At 40.1% G+C, this 20,881-nt stretch carries 15 protein-coding genes; 4 read left to right on the plus strand and 11 right to left on the minus strand.

What is annotated here, in order from left to right:
• The first annotated feature begins 46 nt into the window (after window positions 1-46).
• Genes KZP23_RS12145 through KZP23_RS12155 form a run of 3 tightly spaced genes read left to right on the plus strand, consistent with a single transcriptional unit; the run spans window position 47 to window position 6,525 of the window.
• Window positions 47-2,347, plus strand: a complete 2,301-nt coding sequence (locus tag KZP23_RS12145; RefSeq protein WP_226331990.1) for a family 20 glycosylhydrolase — start codon at window positions 47-49, stop codon at window positions 2,345-2,347.
• 8 nt (window positions 2,348-2,355) lie between these two features.
• Entirely contained in the window at window positions 2,356-4,221 is a 1,866-nt protein-coding gene (locus tag KZP23_RS12150) for a beta-galactosidase (RefSeq protein WP_226331991.1), read from the plus strand.
• 42 nt (window positions 4,222-4,263) lie between these two features.
• The gene (locus tag KZP23_RS12155) at window positions 4,264-6,525 is read left to right on the plus strand and encodes a GH92 family glycosyl hydrolase (protein ID WP_226331992.1); all 2,262 of its coding nucleotides are present in this window, start codon (window positions 4,264-4,266) and stop codon (window positions 6,523-6,525) included.
• A gap of 52 nt (window positions 6,526-6,577) precedes the next feature.
• On the opposite strand, the gene KZP23_RS12160 is transcribed toward KZP23_RS12155, so the two are convergent.
• From KZP23_RS12160 to KZP23_RS12190, 7 genes are all read right to left on the minus strand, one after another.
• Complete coding sequence (locus tag KZP23_RS12160; protein ID WP_226331993.1) at window positions 6,578-7,180, minus strand: ribonuclease HII; 603 nt, start codon at window positions 7,178-7,180, stop codon at window positions 6,578-6,580.
• Complete coding sequence (locus KZP23_RS12165) at window positions 7,152-9,824, minus strand: MGH1-like glycoside hydrolase domain-containing protein (RefSeq protein WP_226331994.1); 2,673 nt, start codon at window positions 9,822-9,824, stop codon at window positions 7,152-7,154. The genes KZP23_RS12160 and KZP23_RS12165 overlap by 29 nt, the downstream gene beginning before the upstream one ends.
• Before the next feature lie 226 nt (window positions 9,825-10,050).
• Window positions 10,051-11,148 carry a glycosyltransferase family protein gene (locus KZP23_RS12170; protein WP_226331995.1) on the minus strand — a complete coding sequence of 366 codons (1,098 nt, stop codon included), beginning with the start codon at window positions 11,146-11,148 and terminating at the stop codon, window positions 10,051-10,053.
• The gene (locus tag KZP23_RS12175) at window positions 11,145-12,005 is read right to left on the minus strand and encodes a UDP-2,3-diacylglucosamine diphosphatase (RefSeq protein WP_226331996.1); all 861 of its coding nucleotides are present in this window, start codon (window positions 12,003-12,005) and stop codon (window positions 11,145-11,147) included. The genes KZP23_RS12170 and KZP23_RS12175 overlap by 4 nt, the downstream gene beginning before the upstream one ends.
• Window positions 12,006-12,206: 201 nt before the next feature.
• Entirely contained in the window at window positions 12,207-12,386 is a 180-nt protein-coding gene (locus KZP23_RS12180; protein ID WP_226331997.1) for a hypothetical protein, read from the minus strand.
• A gap of 551 nt (window positions 12,387-12,937) precedes the next feature.
• Window positions 12,938-14,281 carry a sensor histidine kinase gene (locus KZP23_RS12185; RefSeq protein ID WP_226331998.1) on the minus strand — a complete coding sequence of 448 codons (1,344 nt, stop codon included), beginning with the start codon at window positions 14,279-14,281 and terminating at the stop codon, window positions 12,938-12,940.
• Entirely contained in the window at window positions 14,271-15,653 is a 1,383-nt protein-coding gene (locus tag KZP23_RS12190) for a sigma-54-dependent transcriptional regulator (protein WP_226331999.1), read from the minus strand. The genes KZP23_RS12185 and KZP23_RS12190 overlap by 11 nt, the downstream gene beginning before the upstream one ends.
• A 223-nt stretch (window positions 15,654-15,876) precedes the next feature.
• Between KZP23_RS12190 and KZP23_RS12195 the strand changes: the two genes are divergently transcribed.
• Window positions 15,877-16,305, plus strand: coding sequence for an FKBP-type peptidyl-prolyl cis-trans isomerase (locus KZP23_RS12195; RefSeq protein ID WP_215222877.1), 429 nt, complete (start codon window positions 15,877-15,879; stop codon window positions 16,303-16,305).
• Between the two features lie 52 nt (window positions 16,306-16,357).
• On the opposite strand, the gene KZP23_RS12200 is transcribed toward KZP23_RS12195, so the two are convergent.
• The 4 genes from KZP23_RS12200 to ftsH form a co-directional block, all read right to left on the minus strand.
• A complete protein-coding gene (locus KZP23_RS12200; RefSeq protein ID WP_226332000.1) occupies window positions 16,358-16,825 on the minus strand; it encodes a hypothetical protein in 468 nt (155 codons plus the stop codon).
• Window positions 16,826-17,032: 207 nt separating this feature from the next.
• A complete protein-coding gene (locus KZP23_RS12205) occupies window positions 17,033-17,782 on the minus strand; it encodes a hypothetical protein (protein ID WP_226332001.1) in 750 nt (249 codons plus the stop codon).
• Between the two features lie 62 nt (window positions 17,783-17,844).
• On the minus strand, window positions 17,845-18,609 hold the full coding sequence (locus KZP23_RS12210; RefSeq protein WP_226332002.1) for a UDP-2,3-diacylglucosamine diphosphatase: 765 nt from the start codon (window positions 18,607-18,609) through the stop codon (window positions 17,845-17,847).
• A gap of 225 nt (window positions 18,610-18,834) precedes the next feature.
• Window positions 18,835-20,880: an ATP-dependent zinc metalloprotease FtsH gene (gene ftsH, locus KZP23_RS12215; RefSeq protein WP_226332003.1), complete on the minus strand. Its 2,046-nt coding sequence runs from the start codon at window positions 20,878-20,880 to the stop codon at window positions 18,835-18,837.
• Window position 20,881: the final 1 nt, after the last annotated feature.

Genomic DNA, 20,881 nt, shown 5'->3' on the forward strand with positions numbered 1-20,881 from the left:
ATGTTAGCCATCAAACCCTTTTTTTATTTAGTAATTTAATAAAATCATGATGAGGAAAATCACCCTTTGTTTAAGTGCAATGCTGCTGTGTGTGGCGGTGTTGGCTCAGAATAAGGAGCATCTTTCTGAGAGATATCCTTTAATTCCCTATCCTGCTGAGTTGATCGCCCAAGATGGGACTTTTAAGCTATCTGCTGCAACAAATATTGAATTGGAAGCCGGAGAACTGGATTTGAGCAATGAGGTTACTTTTTTGAGAGAAATGCTGTCTTCATATAATTTTGATCAGGCCGGTAGGTCCACAGACGGCAGGATACAATTGACATTTTCCAATGAGGTTCAAGCAGAAGAGGGATATATTTTAGCTATTTCAAGCGAAGAAGTGGTGATTAAGGCCAGTACCCAAACTGGTTTTTTTAGAGGTATCCAAGCTTTTGGACAATTATTGCCGGTGAATCTTTCTGGAGAGAAGTGGAGTGAAGTAGAACTTCCTGCTGTAAAAATCAATGATGCCCCCAAATATGACTGGAGAGGTATGCACATCGATGTTGCAAGGCATTTTTTTACCAAAGAATACATTAAAAAATTTATAGATAGACTTGCCAGATACCAGTTTAACAAACTCCATTTGCATTTGACAGATGACCAAGGTTGGCGGATTGAAATCAAACAATTTCCTAAGCTCACTGAAGTAGGAGCTTGGAGGACTTATAATAAGCAAGATAGTGTATGTATGGAGCGGGCAGCAACCAACCCAGATTATATTATCGACCCGTGGAATATCAAAGAAGTAAACGGGAAGGAAGTTTATGGTGGTTTTTATACTCAAGAGGATATCAAGGAGATAATTGCCTATGCAGTCAAACATCATATAGAGGTGGTTCCCGAGATAGATATGCCCGGACACATGACCGCAGCGATCAGGGCTTATCCTTATTTGACCGGTGATCAGGAAACGGAATGGGGAGAGGTTTTTTCAAGTCCATTGAGTCCTTGTCAGGAAAGTACTTATACCTTCACTGAAAAAGTGTTGGATGAGATCATGGCTTTGTTTCCCAGTAAATATGTTCATATAGGGGCCGATGAAGTGGAAAGGAAGTTTTGGGAAACATCCATGTGTGAGGAATGGATGAAGACAAATGGGATCGAGGATGTGGATAAACTGCAAAGTTTCTTTGTGAATCATATGGAGGCTTATGTGCAATCGAAAGGGAAGCAACTTATTGTATGGGATGATGCGTTGGCCGGGGGAATCAGCCCGACTGCGCATGTGATGTACTGGAGAAGCTGGGTGAAGGATGCGCCATTGAAGGCAATAGAAAATGGCAATGAGGTGATCATGTCACCTGTAGGAGGAGGACTTTATTTTGATTACGCACCAGATAAGAGCTCTTTGAGAAAAGTATACACGGTGAGCATAGTTCCAGAAGGTTTTACTGCTGAGCAAGCTAATAAAGTAATTGGTGGTCAAGCCAATATCTGGACTGAATATATCCCTTCGGAAGCGAGAGCAGACTATATGTATATGCCTAGGATGACCGCTTTGGCAGAAAGGTTATGGTCAGATCCTAAGGATTTTGAAGGTTTCCAAGAAAGATTGGACAATCATTTTGCTTGGATGCAGCATGAAGGAATCAACTATCGTCTTCCTGATTTGAATGGCATTGCGGATATGAACATGTTTGTGGGAAAAGGTAAGTTGGAAGTAAGTACCCCAGTTGATTTTTTAACGATAAGGTACACAAAGGATGGTTCTGATCCAGAAATGGATGATAGCGTTTTGGAAAAGCCTTTAAAGGTAAAGTCAGATACAGATTTTAAAATAGCTGCTTTTGGTCCTTCAGGGAATAGGGGGGATGTGTATGAGGTGCCTTACAGAAAAACAACCTATTTAAAGGCAATAAATCCCAAAGAGGTTTCAGGACAAAAAGGACTCAATATGCATTTCCATAAGGGAACATTCAAGCAAACAGCGCTTATGGATGGCCATCAGGCTGATGAAGTAAGGTTAATGGAGGAATTAAGTATTCCTGCAGATTTGGCCAAAGGTGCTTTTGGAGCTGAATTTAGAGGGTATATCCATGTGCCGGCAAAGAGAATATATGACTTTATATTGACCAGTGATGATGGTAGTAAACTGTATATAGGAGGCCGGGAAGTTATTGATAATGATGGTTTTCACCCTGCCAAAGAGGTCAGTGGACAGGTAGCCTTGAATGCTGGCCTACATCCCTTTGAGCTGGATTTTATTGAAGCGGGGGGAGGACACACGCTTATTTTAGAATATATCGACGAGACTGGTGAAAGGAAACCAGTTCCTGCTGACTGGCTAGTTAGAGAAAAGTAAAAGAACTAATGCAAAATAATATATTAAAAGTTTTCCTTAGTGGAGCGATGCTCTTTTTACTGGGGGTAAATGCCTATGGGCAAAAGTCATCATTTGAGATTAGTGACGGTGAATTTCTGTACAATGGAGAAGCAGTGCCGATATATTCTGGGGAGATGCATTATGCAAGAATCCCCAAAGCATATTGGACTCACCGGCTAAAGATGATGAAGGCAATGGGACTCAACACGGTGGCAACATATGTTTTTTGGAATTACCATAATACAGCACCTGGAGTTTGGGACTTCAAATCCGGCAATAAGGATTTAAGGGCATTTATTAAGGCTGCAGAGGAGGAAGGGATGTTTGTAATTCTTCGTCCCGGTCCCTATGCCTGTGCAGAGTGGGAATTTGGCGGCTATCCATGGTGGTTGCAAAATGAACCTACCCTCGAGGTGAGATCAAATAATCAAGCATTTTTAGATTCAGCCAATGTTTATATAAAACACTTGGCCGATGAAGTAAAAGATTTGCAGGTGACCAAAGGAGGTCCTATTATCATGGTGCAGGTGGAGAACGAATTTGGCTCCTATGTGGCACAAAGGTCTGATATTCCTCAAGAAGAGCATCAAGCGTATTACGAAGCGATTCATCAATCTTTAAAAGATGTAGGTTTTGAGGTGCCTTTTTTTACTTCCGATGGCACCTGGTTGTTTGAGGGAGGTGCCTTGCCCGGGGTATTGCCGACAGCAAATGGTGAGGGGAATGTGGGGAATCTGAAGAAGGCAGTAGACAAATATCATGGAGGAAAAGGCCCCTATATGGTGGCAGAGTTTTATCCAGGTTGGTTGGACCACTGGGGGGAAGAGTTTGTGCGCATAGGAAAAGGCCAAATCGTCGAGCAAACGAGAAAGTACCTTGAAAATGGTGTTAACTTCAATTTTTATATGGTTATTGGAGGAACAAATTTTGGGTTTACTTCTGGTGCCAATTATAATGATGAACACGATATACAGCCGGACATTACCAGTTATGACTATGATGCTCCAATAAGTGAAGCAGGATGGGCAACGGATAAATTTATGGGAATTCGTGAACTGATGAAAGCGTTTGCACCCTATGAGATTCCTGCGATCCCAGAGCAAATTCCTGTTATTACTTTAGAAGAAGGTGTGAAAATGGATAAGGCTGTATCCTTGTTTGATTTGAAAGAAGGAATCAAACCAGTGGTCAATGATGAACCAATGACCTTCGAAGAACTGGGACAGGGGCATGGTTATGTTTTGTACAGCAAGCTATTTAATCAGCCAATCAATGGGAAATTAAAAGTAACAGGACTCAGGGACTTTGCCACAGTATACGTGAATGGAAACTATGTGGGAAGTTTAAATCGTGTCAATAATGAATATGAGCTGGATATTAATATTCCTTTTAATGGTAGATTGGAGTTGTTGGTCGAAAATATGGGGAGAATAAATTATGGGGCTCAAATTGTTCAAAATACGAAAGGGATCATTTCAGGAATAAAAATCAATGAGTATGAGATTACTGGAAACTGGAAACACTATGGTTTTCCTATGGATAAGATGCCTAAAGTGGACAATAGTGGCTCTTCTGATACAAAACCTACACTTTATTTTGGTAAATTCGATTTGGAAAATGTGGGGGATATCTTTCTCAACATGGAAAAATGGGGCAAGGGAATTGTCTTCGTCAATGGTCATAATTTAGGCAGGTACTGGTCTATAGGGCCACAGCAGACCCTTTATGTTCCAGGAGCGTGGTTAATAGAAGGTGAAAACCAAATTTGTGTTTTTGAACAACTCAACCAAGGTGTACCAGAAGTGCTGGAAACTATAGAACAGCCTGTGTTGGAAAAATTAAGTTTGGACTGATTGGTAGTAAGGTAAATATCATATAAAATAATTTAGGTATATATGAAAACATATAATTGGCATAGGAGAAAGAATTGGATTTGGACAGCACCTCTTTTATTGGTGCTACTGTTAAGTTGTGGACAGAGGGAGGGGACTAAACAGACTGAACTGTCCAAAGAAGTTAATTTAACTCAATATGTCAATCAGTACATTGGTTCTGGAGGCCATGGACATGTTTTCGTAGGAGCAAATCTGCCATTTGGCGGGGTGCAGCTAGGTCCTGTGAATTTAACTGAAGGTTGGGATTGGTGCTCTGGTTACCACATATCGGATTCGACCTTGATCGGATTTGCCCATACGCATTTGAGTGGAACGGGTATAGGTGATTTGGGGGATGTTTTGGTCATGCCAATAGTGGGGGAAACAAAAGTTTATAAAGGCGATCCAGAGCAGCCTGATTCAGGGTATTTTTCTTATTTCTCCCATGATGAAGAGGTGGTGAAGCCGGGATATTATTCCGTTAAGGTAGACAGGTATGATGTTTTGGCAGAAATGACGGCTACAGAAAGGGTTGGTTTTCATCGTTATACATTTCCCGAAAGCAAGGAGGCCAAGATCCTTATCAATTTGAAACAAGGAATTGGTTGGGACAGCCCCACGAATACCCATATTCGAATAGTAAATGATACAACCATTTCAGGTTATCGTCATTCAAAAGGATGGGCGGCAGATCAAAAATTGTTTTTTACAGCAGTTTTGTCCAAGCCTATTCAATCCATTGAGCTGTTTGACATAAATGAGCCAGTTGCCGGTAAGGAACATACAGCCAAGGCTGTAAAGGCCCTGTTGGGATTTGAGACGGAGAAGGATGAGGTAGTGGAGATGAAAGTGGCGATTTCTCCTGTCAGTGAAGAAAATGCCTTATTGAACCTTCAGGAGGAATTGCCCCACTGGGATTTTGATAAGGTGGTAGCAGATGCAGATGAGGCTTGGAATCAGGAGCTTAATAAGCTTCAAGTGGAAATGAAGGAGAAGGATGAGTTGGTGAAGTTTTATACAGCATTATATCATACTATGATTGCTCCTTCAGTATTTAATGATGTAAATGGAGACTATAGAGGTGCCGATGGTGAGGTTAGAAATGATCAAGCATTTACCAATTTGACTACCTTCTCCTTATGGGATATCTACAGAGGATGCAGTCCACTTTATACCATTACCCAACAGGACAGAATGGTGGATATGGTTGCGTCCATGTTGAAGATTTATGAGCAACAAGGAAAATTACCTGTATGGCACCTGATGGGCAATGAGACCAATACCATGCCTGGTTATAGTGCTGTTCCTATCATTGTTGATGCCTATTTGAAAGGGATTCCAATGGATGCTGAATTGGCATTTGAGGCAGTGAAAACCACCGCAATGAGGGATGAGTTTGGCCTGGATAAGGTAAAAGAGCTTGGATATATACCTGCAAATGATGAAGTGGAGAATGTTTCCAAGGGTTTGGAATATGCGCTTTCTGACTGGAGTATTGCTCAAATGGCCAAGGCTATGGGCAAGGAAGAGGATTACGAATACTTCTCCAAAAGGGGACAATACTATAAAAATTACTTCGACCCTGAGGTAGGTTTTATGAGAGGCAAAGTTTCCGATACAGAATGGAGGGAGCCATTTAGTCCATTTACTTCAGTCCATATGAAGGGTGATTTTACAGAAGGTAATTCATGGCAATATACTTTCTTGGTGCCCCAGGACGTGGAAGGTTTGGTTAAATTGTTGGGTGGAAAAGAGGCATTTATCTCCAAGTTGGATTCCTTGTTCCTTGTAGAAGGCGATATGGGAGAGGAAGCCTCCAATGATATTACCGGTTTGATCGGCCAATATGCCCATGGAAATGAACCGAGTCATCATGTTACTTATATGTATGGATATGTGGATCAGCAATATAAGACTGCGGAAAAAGTAAGGTACATTTTAAAAGAGCTTTATGCCAATAAGCCTGATGGCTTAAGTGGCAATGAGGATGTGGGGCAAATGTCCGCTTGGTTGGTACTTTCTTCCCTAGGCTTTTATCCGGTTAATCCGGCAGGTGGTCAATATGTTTGGGGAAGTCCAACAGTGGATAATGCAGTCATTAGGATGGATAATGGCAAGACCTTGGAGCTTAGCGTGAATAATAATTCTTCGGAAAATATTTATATTCAAAGTGTGACATACAATGGTGAGCCTTACAGCAGTCAGTTTCTGATGCATGAGGATTTGGTAAAAGGAGGGCATTTGGTCATTGAGATGGGGGCTAGCCCAAAAGAATGTGAGTGATTTAGAAATTGATAAGAAATCCCAAGGTGAGCGCCTTGGGATTTCTTTTAGTCTAAAGATCTAAAGCTAACTGGTCTGGTAATAGCTTAAAGGATCTACGGTGAATTGGAGTAGAACCCAATTCCAGTATGCCTTGTCTGTGTTGTTTAGTAGGATAGCCAGCATTTTTCTCCCAGCCATATCCAGGGTATTCTTTGGCGTATTCGGCCATTAGATTATCCCTATAAACTTTTGCCAAAATAGAGGCTGCTGCGATACTGGCATATTTTCCGTCACCTTTTATTATACAGTCATAAGGTATCTCAAGCTTACTCTTAAACCGGTTTCCGTCGATTAAAAGATGGTCTGGGGCTGTGTCCAAGGATTCTACCGCTCTGCTCATGGCGAGAAATGAGGCATTCAGTATATTGATTTGATCAATTTCTTCTACTGAAGCTTCTGCGACAGCCCAAGCGATGGCTTTTCCCTTTATTTCTGTGATCAGGCTTTCCCTGTATCCCTTGCTCAGTTTTTTGGAGTCATTGATGATTTCATTGGCAAAGTTCTCTGGAAGGATCACTGCAGCAGCTACCACAGGCCCGCATAGACAGCCTCTGCCCACTTCATCACATCCTGCTTCTAACCTGTTAGCTTCTAAATAAGGTAACAACTTCATCTTCTACTTTTTCTTCTCTGGGGAAATATTTATGGATCATTTCGGCAACCAGCCCTGTCCAGCCTGTCTGGTGGGAAGATCCCAATCCCTTACCATTATCACCATGAAAATACTCAAAAAAGAGAATATAGTCCCTGAAATGTGGGTCATTCTGCATTTTTTCATTATCTCCAAATACCGGTCTTTTCCCCTCTTGGTTTCGTTTGAATATATCGATATTTCTCAGGGACAATTCTTTGGCAATGATGTCCAAGGTGATGAATTTGCCAGAACCTGTTGGGTATTCAATAGGAAAATCTCCTCCGTAATAATAGTTGAACTTCTTCAGGGATTCCATGATCAACCAGTTAATGGGGAACCAGATCGGGCCGCGCCAGTTGGAGTTACCACCAAACATCCGAGTATCTGATTCTCCTGGAGTATATTTGACAGTATGTTTCTCTCCGTTTAGCTTCATGGAGTATGGATGGTCTTTATGGTATTTGGAGACAGACCGGATGCCATAGTCAGAAAGAAATTCCTCAGGATCCAAAAGTTTGTTCAATAGGCTTTTCATTCTGTGACCTCGCAAGAGTGAAAACAAGTGCCTTTTATCCTTTCCAGGTTCTATCCAGTTAGAAACCAGAGAGGCCAGTTTGGGCTTTTCTTTAAGGAAGAAATCCAATCGCTGTTTGAATTCAGTAAGGTTTTCATACATTTCTTCTTTGATGGGCTCTACCGCAAATAAGGGGATTAGCCCAACGATGGACCTTACTTTCATTCTTTTAGGTGCCTTGTCATCGATATGGAGGACGTCATAGAAGAAATTGTCCTCATCATCCCACAAACTGATATTTTGTCCGGAGATGTTGTTCATGGCACCGGCGATATAGAGAAAATGCTCCAGGAACTTGGTAGCGGTATACTGGTACACCTTGTTCTTTTCACAGAGATCCAAGGAAATCCTCAGCATGTTTAGACTAAACATGGCCATCCAGGATGTGGCGTCTGCTTGCTCCAGTTTGGCACCAAACTGGTCTACATGCGAACGGTCAAAAAGGCTGACATTATCCAACCCCAAGAAACCTCCTTCAAAGATATTTTGTCCATCGCTGTCCTTTTGGTTTACCCACCAGGTAAAGTTGAGCATAAGTTTATGTAAGGCCCGCTCAAGGAATTCAAAATCTCCCATACCACCATTCATTTTTCTGTCTATTTGGAAGACCCTTTGGATCGCATATGCATGAATAGGCGGGTTCACATCGTTAAAATTCCACTCATAGGCCGGTATTTGGCCATTAGGGTGCATATACCATTCGCTCAGTAGGACCAATAACTGGTCTTTGGCGAATTTAGGGTCCATTCGGGCAATGGGAATACAGTGGAAAGCCAAGTCCCAAGCAGCATACCAAGGATATTCCCATTTGTCAGGCATGGAGATAATATCATAGTTCTGTAGATGTCGCCAATTATGATTTCTGCCTTTTTTTCTCTCCACTGGTGGTACATAACGCCCCGGATCACCTTCTAGCCAACGTTCCACATTATAATAGTAAAACTGCTTTCCCCACATCATGCCGGCATAGGCCTGCCTTTGAATGTTTCGAAGTTCTTCATCGGTAACATGACCCTGAAGATCCAGGTAAAATTCATCTGCATCATGGATCCTGTTTTTGATGATTTCATCACATTCTTCCATGTTAACAAGGCTATCTTTTCGCTTCATACGGAAAGTAACCACTTCTGATTTACCTGCTGGAATAACGATTTTATACAGACCGGCAGCTTTGGTGCCAAAATTGTCGGGATTGAGGTGTTTTGTCTTGCCTTCTACGACATAGTCATTGATGGCATCTTTTAGAAACTTTTTTTGATTCCCTATATCATAAAGCTTCTCCCTATTGGTTTCGTTATCGCAGAATAAGAGCTCAGGATTACCATCAAAGTAAAAATGAAAATTTCCTGATTTGGGCGAAAAGGCTTGGATTTGATTGTCCGATTTCTTGGAAAGCTTGGGCAGAAATGGCTCATGCCCTGTAAACCAGGTTTTCCTGAACCAAATGGTGGGCATTACCCAAATAGTTGCATCTTGATTGCTCCTATTATGAATCGTAGCTCTTGAAACGATATCCTCAAAGTCCTCTTTGGCATATTCAATGAAAATGTCAAAGTATTCGTCTTTATCAAAAATTCCCGTATCGATGAGCTCGTATTCAGGATCCAGTTTTCCTCTTCTTGAATTTTCATCTTCCAGGTCTTTATAAGGGAATTCATGCTGCGGATATTTATAGAGCATTTTCATATAACTATGGGTAGGCGTACTGTCCAAGTAATAGTACAGTTCCTTTACATCTTCCCCATGATTTCCTTGATTGCCTGTCAGACCAAATAATCTTTCTTTGATCATAGGGTCTTTGCCATTCCAGAAAGCCCAAGCTAAGCAAAGTTTTTGCTTATGATCACTAAAGCCACCTAAGCCTTCCTCTCCCCATCTATAAGCTTTGCTTCTTGCATCCTCATGAGTAACATTCTCCCAGGCCGAACCATCCGCACTATAATCCTCTCTTACTGTACCCCATTGTCGCTCAGTTAAATAAGGTCCCCATTTTTTCCAATGTTTGACCCTATCCTGATCTTCTTTAAGTCTTAGTCTCTCTATATTCATGGAAATATTTTCAGGTCTTAAATCTTGAATTTACAAGTATTTTTAGAAAACTAATTTGCTTGGCGGGGAGCATTTTTAAAAAATTACCTGATTTTTTTACCGAAAACGATTGCACTCATTGGAAACGCTCTTTTTTCAATTCAGTTTTTTTCTAAAACACTTTAAACTAATGGTTTTGATCACCGGTTCATTCAGTAAATTGTGTAGGTGGGTAGTGTTTTGGCCCTTATTGGAAGGATGATGAATTGGGATATTCAATGATTTTTTCGATCATTTTGGGCAATTGCTGTTGCCACTTTATGAAGGATTGGTCGTTTTTTGTGCAGCTGTTCAGATAATCTGAAAACAGCTTAAAATCAAAGCTATGATGTGCAAGGCCGGCTTGGGCATTTTGAGCATCAATGGCATTGCAGGCTTGTTCATACTGCCCACTGACAGGAACCATCATTACCTGTTTGCCCAGATACATGGCCTCGCAGACAGATTCAAAGCCTGCTGTGCATATTAATCCTTTGCAATTGGCCATTTTTTCAAGGAATTTGTGGTCATCAATTTGGTGAAAGGTAATGTTGGAATGGGGGTGATAGACTTTTTCACTATCTTTTTGATCCCAAAATGCCTCTATTTTGATTTCTGGATTTTCTTTCCCAAAAGAAATAATTTCCTCTGCATAGCCTGGGTTAACGATATAGCTAAGGATATAGTCTCCTTCAGTGGTGGTTAGGTTATGAATTTCTGATCTTAATACAGGAGGTATCACAATCAATTTTTTTTGAGCACTTTTGGGATAGTCTCTGAAGGAAAGGGCCAATAGTTTGTCTGCACCAAGTGCCGTGATCGCCGTGTTGAACTGAAACATTTTTTTTTGAATCAAACTATTGGGAGCAAAGGGAAAGGATGAATGGTATATGAGATATTGGTGGCCGATGGTCCAGAAAGCAGCTTTTGGCCTAAATGTGAAATTGTAAAGTCCAGCCAGCATATCATAAAAGTTGATGATAATATTGGGTTGATCAGCTTTAATGACCCTATCGATGATCTGAAAACTATGGATGAATTTTTGTGATCTTAAGATATTTTTGGTGATTGTTTTGAACAGGTTGATTGATTTTCCCTTGTTGTCAGTATGAAAATTGGGGCTTTCAAATTGGGTGATGGGTGCCTTTAGGTTTTTGCGAACAAATTCGGGCAATTGTCTTCTCTTGCTTTTCCCTATAAGGACATGGCTCACTTCGTGCCCTTGCTCTGCTAATATGGTAGACAAGGCTATGGCTTGGGTCATATGGCCACGTCCTTCGCCTTGGACGATAAAGATGAATTTCATGATTCAAACGAAGAAGGAGGAATAATGATGTTTTCGTTTGAGCCAAAAAAGGAAACTTCAGTATATCTTTGGGGAGTGTTTAGGGGGATTACTTTATCATCATTCACTGACCTCGCAAAATCCAGCTCGTTATAATAGATCAATTGCCAGTTGCCATCATAATCCTCCGCCAAGGCACTCATGGTTTCCACCCAATCACCGGAATTGTGATAAGCAATCCCGTCTATCATCCTGGATTCAGCTTTATGAATATGGCCGCAGATAATCCCGTCACATCCTTTGGCTTTGGCCATTTTGGCAAGTTCTTCCTCGTATTTGTCAATATAGGATACAGCCGATTTCACCTTGTTTTTTATGTATTGGGAGAGGGAAAAATACCTTAAGCCTCTTTTTCTTCTATAATGGTTTACCAGGCGATTTAACCATAAAAGAAATGTATATCCGATATCTCCTAAATAGGCAATCCATCTGAGATTAGTAGTGATACTATCAAAAATATCACCATGAAGGACCAAGTATTTCTTGCCGTGTGATTGGTAGATCATGTCCTTTTGAATCGACAGGTTCCCGATTTCCAAAGGGAGGATTTGGTCTAAAAAATCGTCATGGTTTCCTCTCAGATAATATACTTTAGTATTATCATTATCAATCATTTTTAGGATTCTGTTAAAAAAACGGGTGTGCTTCTTTTTCCATGATCCAGATTTTTTTAATTGCCATCCATCAATAATGTCACCGTTGAGGATGAGGTTTTCGCAGTGGTAGTTTTTTAGAAATCTAACTACTTCTTTTGCTTTGGATCCCTTTGTGCCCAAGTGTAGGTCAGAAACGACGATGGTCTTAAAATGTGTTTTCAAAGCTTTTCCTATTTTTATTCCAATATAAAAAGCAATAATTAACTGATTGTGAAGTGGATATTATGATATTGAGATGGATTCTTGGGCTTTTGGCTTTAAAATTTCCTAAATATTAAAGACAAACATAAAGTGCGTTAATTATGGTTTGAAATACTTGAAAATATTTTGAAATTATTCTATTCGATTTTTTATAGCCTGGTATTACAATGCTTTTTGGGAATATTGGAAGGTACTGTGATGGAAGTGGAACGAATCCTTATATTCTTTATGGTTATCCGTTATCACACCAGTAAACATGTTTCTCACAGCCTGTCCCGTTTTATCGGGAGATTCCACAGATCTACCTGGTGGAAGACAGGTTTGCACGGAATAAAATCTCATTTCTTTGTGCTCCTTTATGGTTGGTTTATAGCGAGGTAAAGAGGAGTGCTTGGGCTTCTTATAGTCAAAATATTGAAACGTATGTTCCCTAGCTTTTCTAGGACTTAAGGTGGGGATAACCCTAAGGCAAGCTTAAGTTTCTGATGAGATAAACACGGCTAAAACACGGGATAAACACGGCTTAACTAGGGATTAAACACGGGTTAAAGCAGAAACGTTAAAAATGTTAAATTCAATAAAATTGGGCCGTTTTCACACCAGTCATCTGATTGTTCACAGCCTGTCCTGTCCGCGTCGGGGATTCCTGGGATCTGGCTAGTGGTAGACAGATCCCAGGAATCATTTTTGTGAGATCAGTGTTGTATTTGTCAGCATGTTTTGAAGCCTAAAATACACAGGTGGCACAGCGGATGTACAGAAAACGATTTTCAGTGAATCATCAAGAAAGGGGCCGTATACTTGTTAACAAATGAAAGCGCAGGTTCCAAATGCTCAGGACCTAAAGAGAGATGGTTTTAGCTATTTCCTGAGAAATATTGTGTCCATTTTGACTAAGCGTTGAAGATCAGTTTGAAGGTAGTGCCCATTCCGATGCTTGATTTTACTTGAATATTGCCTTTATGTCTTCTCATGATTTGTTTGGAAAGGCTTAGACCAATTCCGGACCCTTTTTGTTTGGTAGTAAAGAAAGGGATAAAAATCTTGTTGAGGGCCTCTTCCTCGATCCCTCTACCTGTATCACTGATTTCAATGATGATTTTTCCCGCTTCATCAATAAAGGCCCTTAGAGAGATCTTTTTCTCATCAGAATCCTCCACGGCATGAATGGCATTTTGGATAATGTTTATTAAGACTTGCTCGATCAAAGAACTATCAGCGAATAATAGTAGGTTTTCAGGCTCAATTTTTTTCTCGCATTTGATGCTCAGTTCATCTATTTGATGACTGAAAAGTGTCGCTAGCTGCCCGAAAAGTTCATGAATCTTAATGGCCGAAAATTTAGGTACAGGGATATGGGCCAAACTCCTGAAGTCACTGACAAAATCGATCAATCCCTCACTGCGCTTTTCTATGGTGGCTATCCCCATCAAATAATCTTCAACATCATGGACAGGTATGTCTCCTCCTTTGTCCAGTTGTGATTGAATATCCCCCTTAATGGTGGAGGCCAATGAGGAAATAGGGGCAATGCTGTTCATGATTTCATGGGTCAAAACCCTTACCAGATTTTGCCAAGCTTCCATTTCTTTTTCTTCTAGCTCACTTTGGATATTCTGCAGGGAAACAAGCTTGAACTTTACATTTCTGAGGACCAATTCAATCACATAAACGGAGAGCTGCATAATGCCATCTGGGTGGGCTATTTTGATCAGTTCGCTTCCTCCTGTTCTTAGGTTTTTGATCGCAAAGTGGAGTTCCTTATTGACATCTTCAATTTCTTCAATGTGTCCAAGTTGTTCTATATTTAACATTCTTTTGGCTGCCGTATTAAGGATCTGAACCTGACCATCTTCTTCGAAGGTAATCAGACCAATGCTCAGGTGTTGGAATACTGACCTGAAGTATTGGAAGTTGGCCTCTTTTTCGGCTTGGTCTTCCTTTAGCTTTGCCAAAATGGCATTAAATTCAATGTGCAGGTCATCTGTTTCTGTCCCATCAAATTTTACAGGGTAAACGGTGGCATAATTGTTTTGCTTGATATTGTCCAAAAACTGACGGACCTTTTTGAAACTGCTTTCCGCATAGTTGACCAGAAAAATCAATTGGGCAATGACCAAAATAATAAACAAGGAAGTGATGAAAACACCCGCTTCGTTGAGTATTGCATAGGAAAGTATAAAGAGGGTCATGGAAAGCAGGACCACTCTTCCTAGTAGCCCGACTTTATAGTCCATATTTTTCTAATCTTCTGTACAAAGAGGCGCGGGTTAAGCCCAACTCTTTTGCCGCTTTTGAGATGTTCCCGCCATTCTTGTCGATGGCTTTTTGGATCACATTTTTTTCTACTTCATCAAGATTGAGACTGGTATTATTGCTGACTTTTTCAGCTACCGGTTTTGAAGAGAGGAAGAAGAAATCCCTGCTGTCCAATTCATCACCTTCAGCCATAATGATAGCCCTTTCTATGGCATGTTGAAGCTCTCTGATATTTCCAGGCCAGCTGTAATGCTGCAAGAGCTGGATGGCGGCTGGTTTAAAGCCATTGAATTCTTTTCTGTATTTTTTGGCATATGCTTTTAGGAAGTGATTGGCCAATAAAGGAATATCATCTTGCCTATCACGCAAGGGCGGTAGGAATATCTCCACGGTATTGATCCTGTACAATAGATCCTGTCTGAAGGTATTGTCCATGACCATATCATGTACTTTCATATTGGTAGCACTGATCAGTCGGATATCTACGGGAATGGACTTGTTGGTGCCGATCCTTGTTACTTCCCTTTTCTGCAAGGCTGTCAACAGTTTTGACTGCAATGGCATGCTCAGATTACCTATTTCGTCCAAGAAGAGAGTACCTTTGTCTGCTACTTCAAACCTTCCTGCTCTGTCCTCTTTTGCATCTGTGAAAGCGCCTCTTTTATGTCCAAAAAGTTCACTTTCAAATAAAGTCTCAGTGATGGCCCCCATATCTACACCTACAAATATCTCATCATACCTCAAGGACCGATCATGGATGGCTCTGGCAATAAGTTCTTTTCCTGTGCCGTTTTCCCCTAGTATGAGTACATTGGCATCGGTTTGGGCTACCTTGTCAATGATCGAAAAAATGTTTTTCATGGCAGCACTTTGCCCAATGATTTCTGAAAAAGGTTTTTTGAGATCAGCTTGGAGCTGCTTGGACTTTTTGGAAATGGAATCTACCTGATTGTAGCTTTCCTTTAGTCGGCTGGCAGAGGTCAAAGTGGCCAAAAGTTTTTCATTTTGCCAAGGCTTTAGGATAAAGTCTGTAGCTCCTTCTTTCAGTGCTTGTACCGCCATTTCGACATCTCCAAATGCAGTGATAAGGATAACAACAGCTTTAGGGTCAATTTCTTTGATTTGTTTTAGCCAGTGAAAGCCTTCCTTGCCCGAAGTGGTGTCTTCGGTGAAGTTCATATCCAATAAAATAACATCATAACTGTTATTATTGACCAAAAATGGAATTCGTCTGGGGTCTTTTTCTATGGTTACTTCTTTGGCGTGCTTTTTCAGCAGCATTTTGGCAGCAAAAAGCAGGTCTTCATTATCATCTACAATAAGTATTTTTCCGAGACTATTTTCTTCCATCTTTATTTTGATTTACGAATGTTGTAAGCGAACAATTGCTTAAATAATGCCATAAATGAATATAGGCAAATTAGCCATAAAAACAGGGTTTTTTATATAGATATGTTCGTAATTGAACAAAAAAAGAACGAATTTGAACGCTTTTTAAATCAAATAGGGGATTCTTTTTTATCCCTTTTAAAAAGTATTACCTTTATCATTATTCACAAAAATAATTAATTAAATGTCTGTAGCAACTAAAGGAAGTACAGTAAAAGTACACTACACAGGGAAGTTAAAGGACGGTACTGTTTTCGATTCTTCAGAAAACAGAGAGCCTCTTCAATTTACAGTTGGTGATGGAAATATGATTAAAGGTTTCGATCAAGCTGTAGATGGTATGGAGGTAGGACAGGATAAAAGCGTAACTATCCCTTCTGATGAGGCTTATGGTGCCAAGAGAGATGATATGATGATTGATGTGCCAATCGAACAAGTTCCTGCAGATATCAAGCCTGAAGTGGGTATGGATCTGTCTATACAAAATCAACAAGGTCAACCAGTTCCTGTTAAAGTGGTTCAGGTAGACGCGGAAAAAATCGTTTTGGATGCAAATCACCCGCTTGCTGGTGAAGATTTGATATTCGATATAAAATTGGTTGAGATAGCTTAATTGCTTAAGCGTTTCATATCATGAATAAAAAAACCGGCTTTAGCCGGTTTTTTTATTCATTTTTTGCTTCTTGGTCTTCTTCAATGCTTGCTTGTTGCTCATCCACTTTTTTTTTTCCTTGGGGATTCGCGTAAATGCTCTTGGTCTTATTATATTTTGAGTTGCCCACTTCCACCACAAAGAGTTGACTGCTTACATATGAGAAATCGTAGCTTTTTTGCAGGCCATCTTCGGGCATCAAGGCGTCTTCTAATATTAAATTACCAATAATGTCAAATACCTTTACAGTGGTTTTTGTTGGGATTTTTTCCTCCAAAACTATTTTGAACTTTTTTTGTCCTGTTGATTTTAGGTCAAAATCAACGTCAGGCTGGTTAAGGTTTTTGGGGAAAGTAAGATTGGTTTCTGATTTTTTCAGGAAATTCTGGGCACGGTTTTTAGTCACTATTCCTGATCCAATAAACAGGAAAGCAAATATAAAAATGAAGTACTGAATTTTTCGTGGTAATCGTTTTGTCATTTGATCGCAAAATTGCAAAAATCAAACCATAAATCGAATGTTTTTTAAATAATTGTAAGAAATATTCCAATAATTAATTTTTACACTCATACCATTGAAGATTGATAACTAATATTTAAATAATTAAAATTGATACTAAGCTCACAAATAATGTAGCTTGTCGTAAAATATTACTTTTTTTATTCTCTAATGTTTTTTAAGTAAACATTACTTTTGGAAGAGTTTTCCTTCAAAAACTTGTAGTGACCGGGAATTATAGAAAATAAAGAGGTCATGGTGAGTGGCCACTTTCATGTGGGGAGCAGGGGAGGTAAAGCTCGTTGTTTTACCTGATAAATAGTCTGTTTTAATTAAATGGGCTCCAAGGTTAGTGAAAATATTGTTCCCTGAAAAAGATAATTTTTGTTCCGTGATCAAATCAAGCTTGCCGATATAGTTCGCTTGATTGTCAAAGAGGTAAATACCTTTGTCTTTTACATTCATGAAAAGGGTGTTTTGGTATTCAGTGATTTCAAGTATTGTAAAAAAAGCGTCTTCGAAAATAAGGTTAAGTGACTGTTCCTGCAGAATTATATTTCTTCGATAGTCATATTGTATTAATGAAAAATTGGTTTCGTCATAGAGCCATATTTTTTGATTGTTGCCCAGGGATGCTGCCCGAATATTTCCCAATTCCAAATTGTTCACTCTACCGGAGAAAAGGGGACTCATAAATCGGTCCAGTATCTCAAAACGCTGGAGATCGTATGAAAAGGTAAATATATTTAGGGTTCTTTCTGACTCAAGTTGAACTAGGGTGCCTTGTAAGGCTGGTGAATAATGATTGACTGAGTCTCCCAAGAGATTGTATTGGTCCAGGTTTCCCCTAGAATCTGCGATTAGGATTTTGCCATTATTGTCACAGTCAACCAGGCTGATCTCTTTTTCTTTTAGGTTAAAAATTGGCTTCCATTTCATTTCTTGCCCGAAAGCCGAGAAGCAATTCAAGCTAAAAAAAAGGAAAATGATCAGCCAATATTTCATTTTTCAAAGGTCTTTAATTTTAATTCTTCTCCGTCAAACTCTGCATAAGTATTTTGACTTATCCATTCGCCAAGATTAATGTATTTGGAGTTTTTGCCCACAGGAAGTTCCAGTGGCAAATGCCTATGGCCAAAGATATAGTAATCAAAGTGCATTTTGTTTTCTACATTTTTGCAATACTCCCATAGCCATTCATCATTGCCCAGAAACTTATCCTCGTTTTTTGCCATATTGCTGCTCCTGCTGTGACTGGACCATTTGTGAGCAATAGCCAGGCCAATATCAGGATGAAGCCATTTGAAAATAAACTGACAGGTTTTACTAGTGAAGAACTTTTTCAGGATTTTGTATTGGTTATCACCGGGCCCCAAGCCATCTCCATGCCCGATCAGAAATCTCTTATGGTTGATTTCAAGGTTTATGGGATTATGATATACGGGGATGTTGAGTTCTTTGGTGAAGTAGTCTTTCATCCATAGATCATGATTCCCCGTGAAAAAGAATATGGGGATTCCCTTGTCTCTCAGTTGGGCTATCTTTCCCATAAACCTGATAAAGCCCTTGGGAATTACGGTGTCAAACTCAAACCAAAAATCAAAGAGGTCACCAACCAAAAAAATTGCAGCTGCTTCGTCTTCTATGCTCTTCAGCCATTTGATGATTTTATCTTCCCTTTTTCTACTGGTTTTATGGTCGGGTGAACCCAAGTGAAAATCAGAAGCGAAAAATATTTTTTGGTTTTCCTTAAGGTTGATGTTCATGTATGATGTAAAAGAGTAAGTTGAATTTTTAGCAAAAGAGCCTGACTAACAGTGGATCATAGTAAGGGTACTATAGTTGATCAATCTTTTTTGATCCATTTGGTGCTCAAAGTTAGCAATCTTTTGATTATTGGAAAGATAAGGACTATAATGAAGGGGCTGTTAAATAAAAAAGCTTTCCTAACTGTTAGGAAAGCTTTTTTGAAAATATTCTGATTAGACTATTCAGTCCTTTTTCTCGCTTAGGCTTTCTTCTATGTCTGAAGAGCTATCTCCTTTTTTAGCGGCAGCCTTTTTTTCTTCCAGTTCTTTTTCGTCAACTTTTCTGGTAAATGCTTCATAGGTGGTTTCACTGTCAAAAGGTCGTTTACCAATAAGTTTTTCTAGGTCAGATTGGAAGATTATCTCTTTTTCCAATAGTTCTTGGGCCAAGGTCTCCAATTCTGGTTTTCGATGACTCAAAAGGTCTTTGGTTCTTTCGTAGGCAAAATTGATTAGCTTTCTAACTTCCTCATCAATTGTTTCCGCAGTGGACTCAGAGTAGGGCTTGCTGAATTTGTAATCATTTCCTTTGCTATCATAGAAAGAAACATTGCCAATTTTATCATTCATACCATAGACCGAAACGATAGAATAAGCCATTTTGGTCACTCTTTCCAGATCACTAAGTGCGCCTGTTGAAATCTTGCCAAAGACAATTTCTTCAGCAGCACGGCCACCAAGTGTCATGCACATTTCGTCAATCAATTGCTCTGTTTGATAAAGGAATTGTTCTTTCGGCAAATATTGCGCGTAACCTAATGCAGCAATTCCCCTTGGTACAATACTTACCTTTACCAAAGGATCAGCATGCTCCAGGAACCAGCCTGCCACGGCATGGCCAGCCTCATGATAGGCAACAATCTTTTTCTCTTCCGGGGAGATGATTTTGTTTTTCTTCTCAAGACCACCAATCACCCTATCAACGGCATCTTGGAAATCCTGCATATCAACAGCTGCTTTATTTCTTCTTGCGGCAATAAGGGCCGCTTCATTACAAACATTGGCAATTTCAGCACCAGCAAAGCCTGGAGTTTGCGCAGCCAGTTTTTTAGGATCAATATCAGAGCTGGTCTTAATAGGTTTTAGGTGAACCTTGAAAATGGCTTCTCTACCCAAAATGTCAGGCTTGTCAATACTGATCTGACGGTCAAATCTACCTGCTCTCAATAGGGCGCTATCCAATACATCAGGTCGGTTAGTGGCAGCCAATACAATGACACCAGTGTCCGTACCGAAACCATCCATTTCTACCAATAGGGAGTTCAGTGTGTTTTCACGCTCGTCATTTGATCCGGGCATTTGGCCTTTACCCCTTGAACGTCCAATGGCATCTATCTCATCAATAAAGATGATACAAGGTGCTTTTTCTTTGGCTTGCTTGAAGAGGTCACGTACCCTGGCGGCCCCTACACCCACAAACATTTCGACAAAGTCAGAACCTGAAAGTGTAAAGAATGGAACACCCGCTTCACCAGCCACTGCTTTGGCCAACAAGGTCTTACCAGTACCTGGAGGTCCTACCAATAATGCTCCCTTAGGGATTTTACCACCAAGTTTGGTGAATTTGGAAGGGTTCTTAAGGAATTCAACAATTTCTTGTACTTCCTCTTTTGCCTCATCCAGTCCGGCTACATTATCAAAAGTGATTTTGACCTTGTTCTCTGCATCAAACAGCTGAGCTTTGGATTTGCCTACGTTAAAGATCTGTCCACCTGGTCCGCTTGGTCCAGCCATTCTTCTCATCATGATCCAGAAAAGGAAGAATACCAAGATCAAGAAGCCAAAGCTACCAAACCAGTTGCCCCAACTTTCTTCTTTTTTGGCTGAAGTACCTATTCTTTGATCTTCAGGGAGTTTAGCTTCCAGTTTGTCAAAATCTTCTTCAAATTTATCAACAGAGGCTACAGTAATCTTGTAGTGAGGACCAGTTGGATTAAAGAAAGGATTTTGGGATTCTAGTTCGTCTTTATAGCGCTGGTTTTCCAGAGCTTCCTCTTTCAGGGTGACTTCCACATAATTTTGGTTGTAGACCACCACTACCTTCTTCACATCATTGCTCAGGACCATGTCCTCAAACCGCTTCATCGTAATGTCAATGACCGCGCTCCTTTGGTTGAACCAAGTGATGCCGATCAGCACAATGACCGCAGTGACGATTAGCCAAAGCTGGAAATTGGGCTTTTGGGGCGGTTTGGGAATGAATTTTTTATTTTTGTTTTTATCACTCATC

The sequence above is a fragment of the Echinicola marina genome (assembly GCF_020463795.1).
Classification (GTDB): domain Bacteria; phylum Bacteroidota; class Bacteroidia; order Cytophagales; family Cyclobacteriaceae; genus Echinicola; species Echinicola marina.

Bases quoted from the DNA above. Each gene is read 5' to 3' on its own strand.
- KZP23_RS12185 (WP_226331998.1), bottom strand. From the start codon at position 14,281: ATGGACTATAAAGTCGGGCTACTAGGAAGAGTGGTCCTGCTTTCCATG.
- KZP23_RS12180 (WP_226331997.1), bottom strand. From the start codon at position 12,386: ATGAGATTTTATTCCGTGCAAACCTGTCTTCCACCAGGTAGATCTGTG.
- KZP23_RS12145 (WP_226331990.1), top strand. From the start codon at position 47: ATGATGAGGAAAATCACCCTTTGTTTAAGTGCAATGCTGCTGTGTGTG.
- KZP23_RS12150 (WP_226331991.1), top strand. From the start codon at position 2,356: ATGCAAAATAATATATTAAAAGTTTTCCTTAGTGGAGCGATGCTCTTT.
- KZP23_RS12165 (WP_226331994.1), bottom strand. From the start codon at position 9,824: ATGAATATAGAGAGACTAAGACTTAAAGAAGATCAGGATAGGGTCAAA.
- ftsH (WP_226332003.1), bottom strand. From the start codon at position 20,880: ATGAGTGATAAAAACAAAAATAAAAAATTCATTCCCAAACCGCCCCAA.
- KZP23_RS12190 (WP_226331999.1), bottom strand. From the start codon at position 15,653: ATGGAAGAAAATAGTCTCGGAAAAATACTTATTGTAGATGATAATGAA.
- KZP23_RS12205 (WP_226332001.1), bottom strand. From the start codon at position 17,782: ATGAAATGGAAGCCAATTTTTAACCTAAAAGAAAAAGAGATCAGCCTG.
- KZP23_RS12200 (WP_226332000.1), bottom strand. From the start codon at position 16,825: ATGACAAAACGATTACCACGAAAAATTCAGTACTTCATTTTTATATTT.
- KZP23_RS12195 (WP_215222877.1), top strand. From the start codon at position 15,877: ATGTCTGTAGCAACTAAAGGAAGTACAGTAAAAGTACACTACACAGGG.
- KZP23_RS12160 (WP_226331993.1), bottom strand. From the start codon at position 7,180: ATGAAGTTGTTACCTTATTTAGAAGCTAACAGGTTAGAAGCAGGATGT.
- KZP23_RS12155 (WP_226331992.1), top strand. From the start codon at position 4,264: ATGAAAACATATAATTGGCATAGGAGAAAGAATTGGATTTGGACAGCA.
- KZP23_RS12170 (WP_226331995.1), bottom strand. From the start codon at position 11,148: ATGAAATTCATCTTTATCGTCCAAGGCGAAGGACGTGGCCATATGACC.
- KZP23_RS12210 (WP_226332002.1), bottom strand. From the start codon at position 18,609: ATGAACATCAACCTTAAGGAAAACCAAAAAATATTTTTCGCTTCTGAT.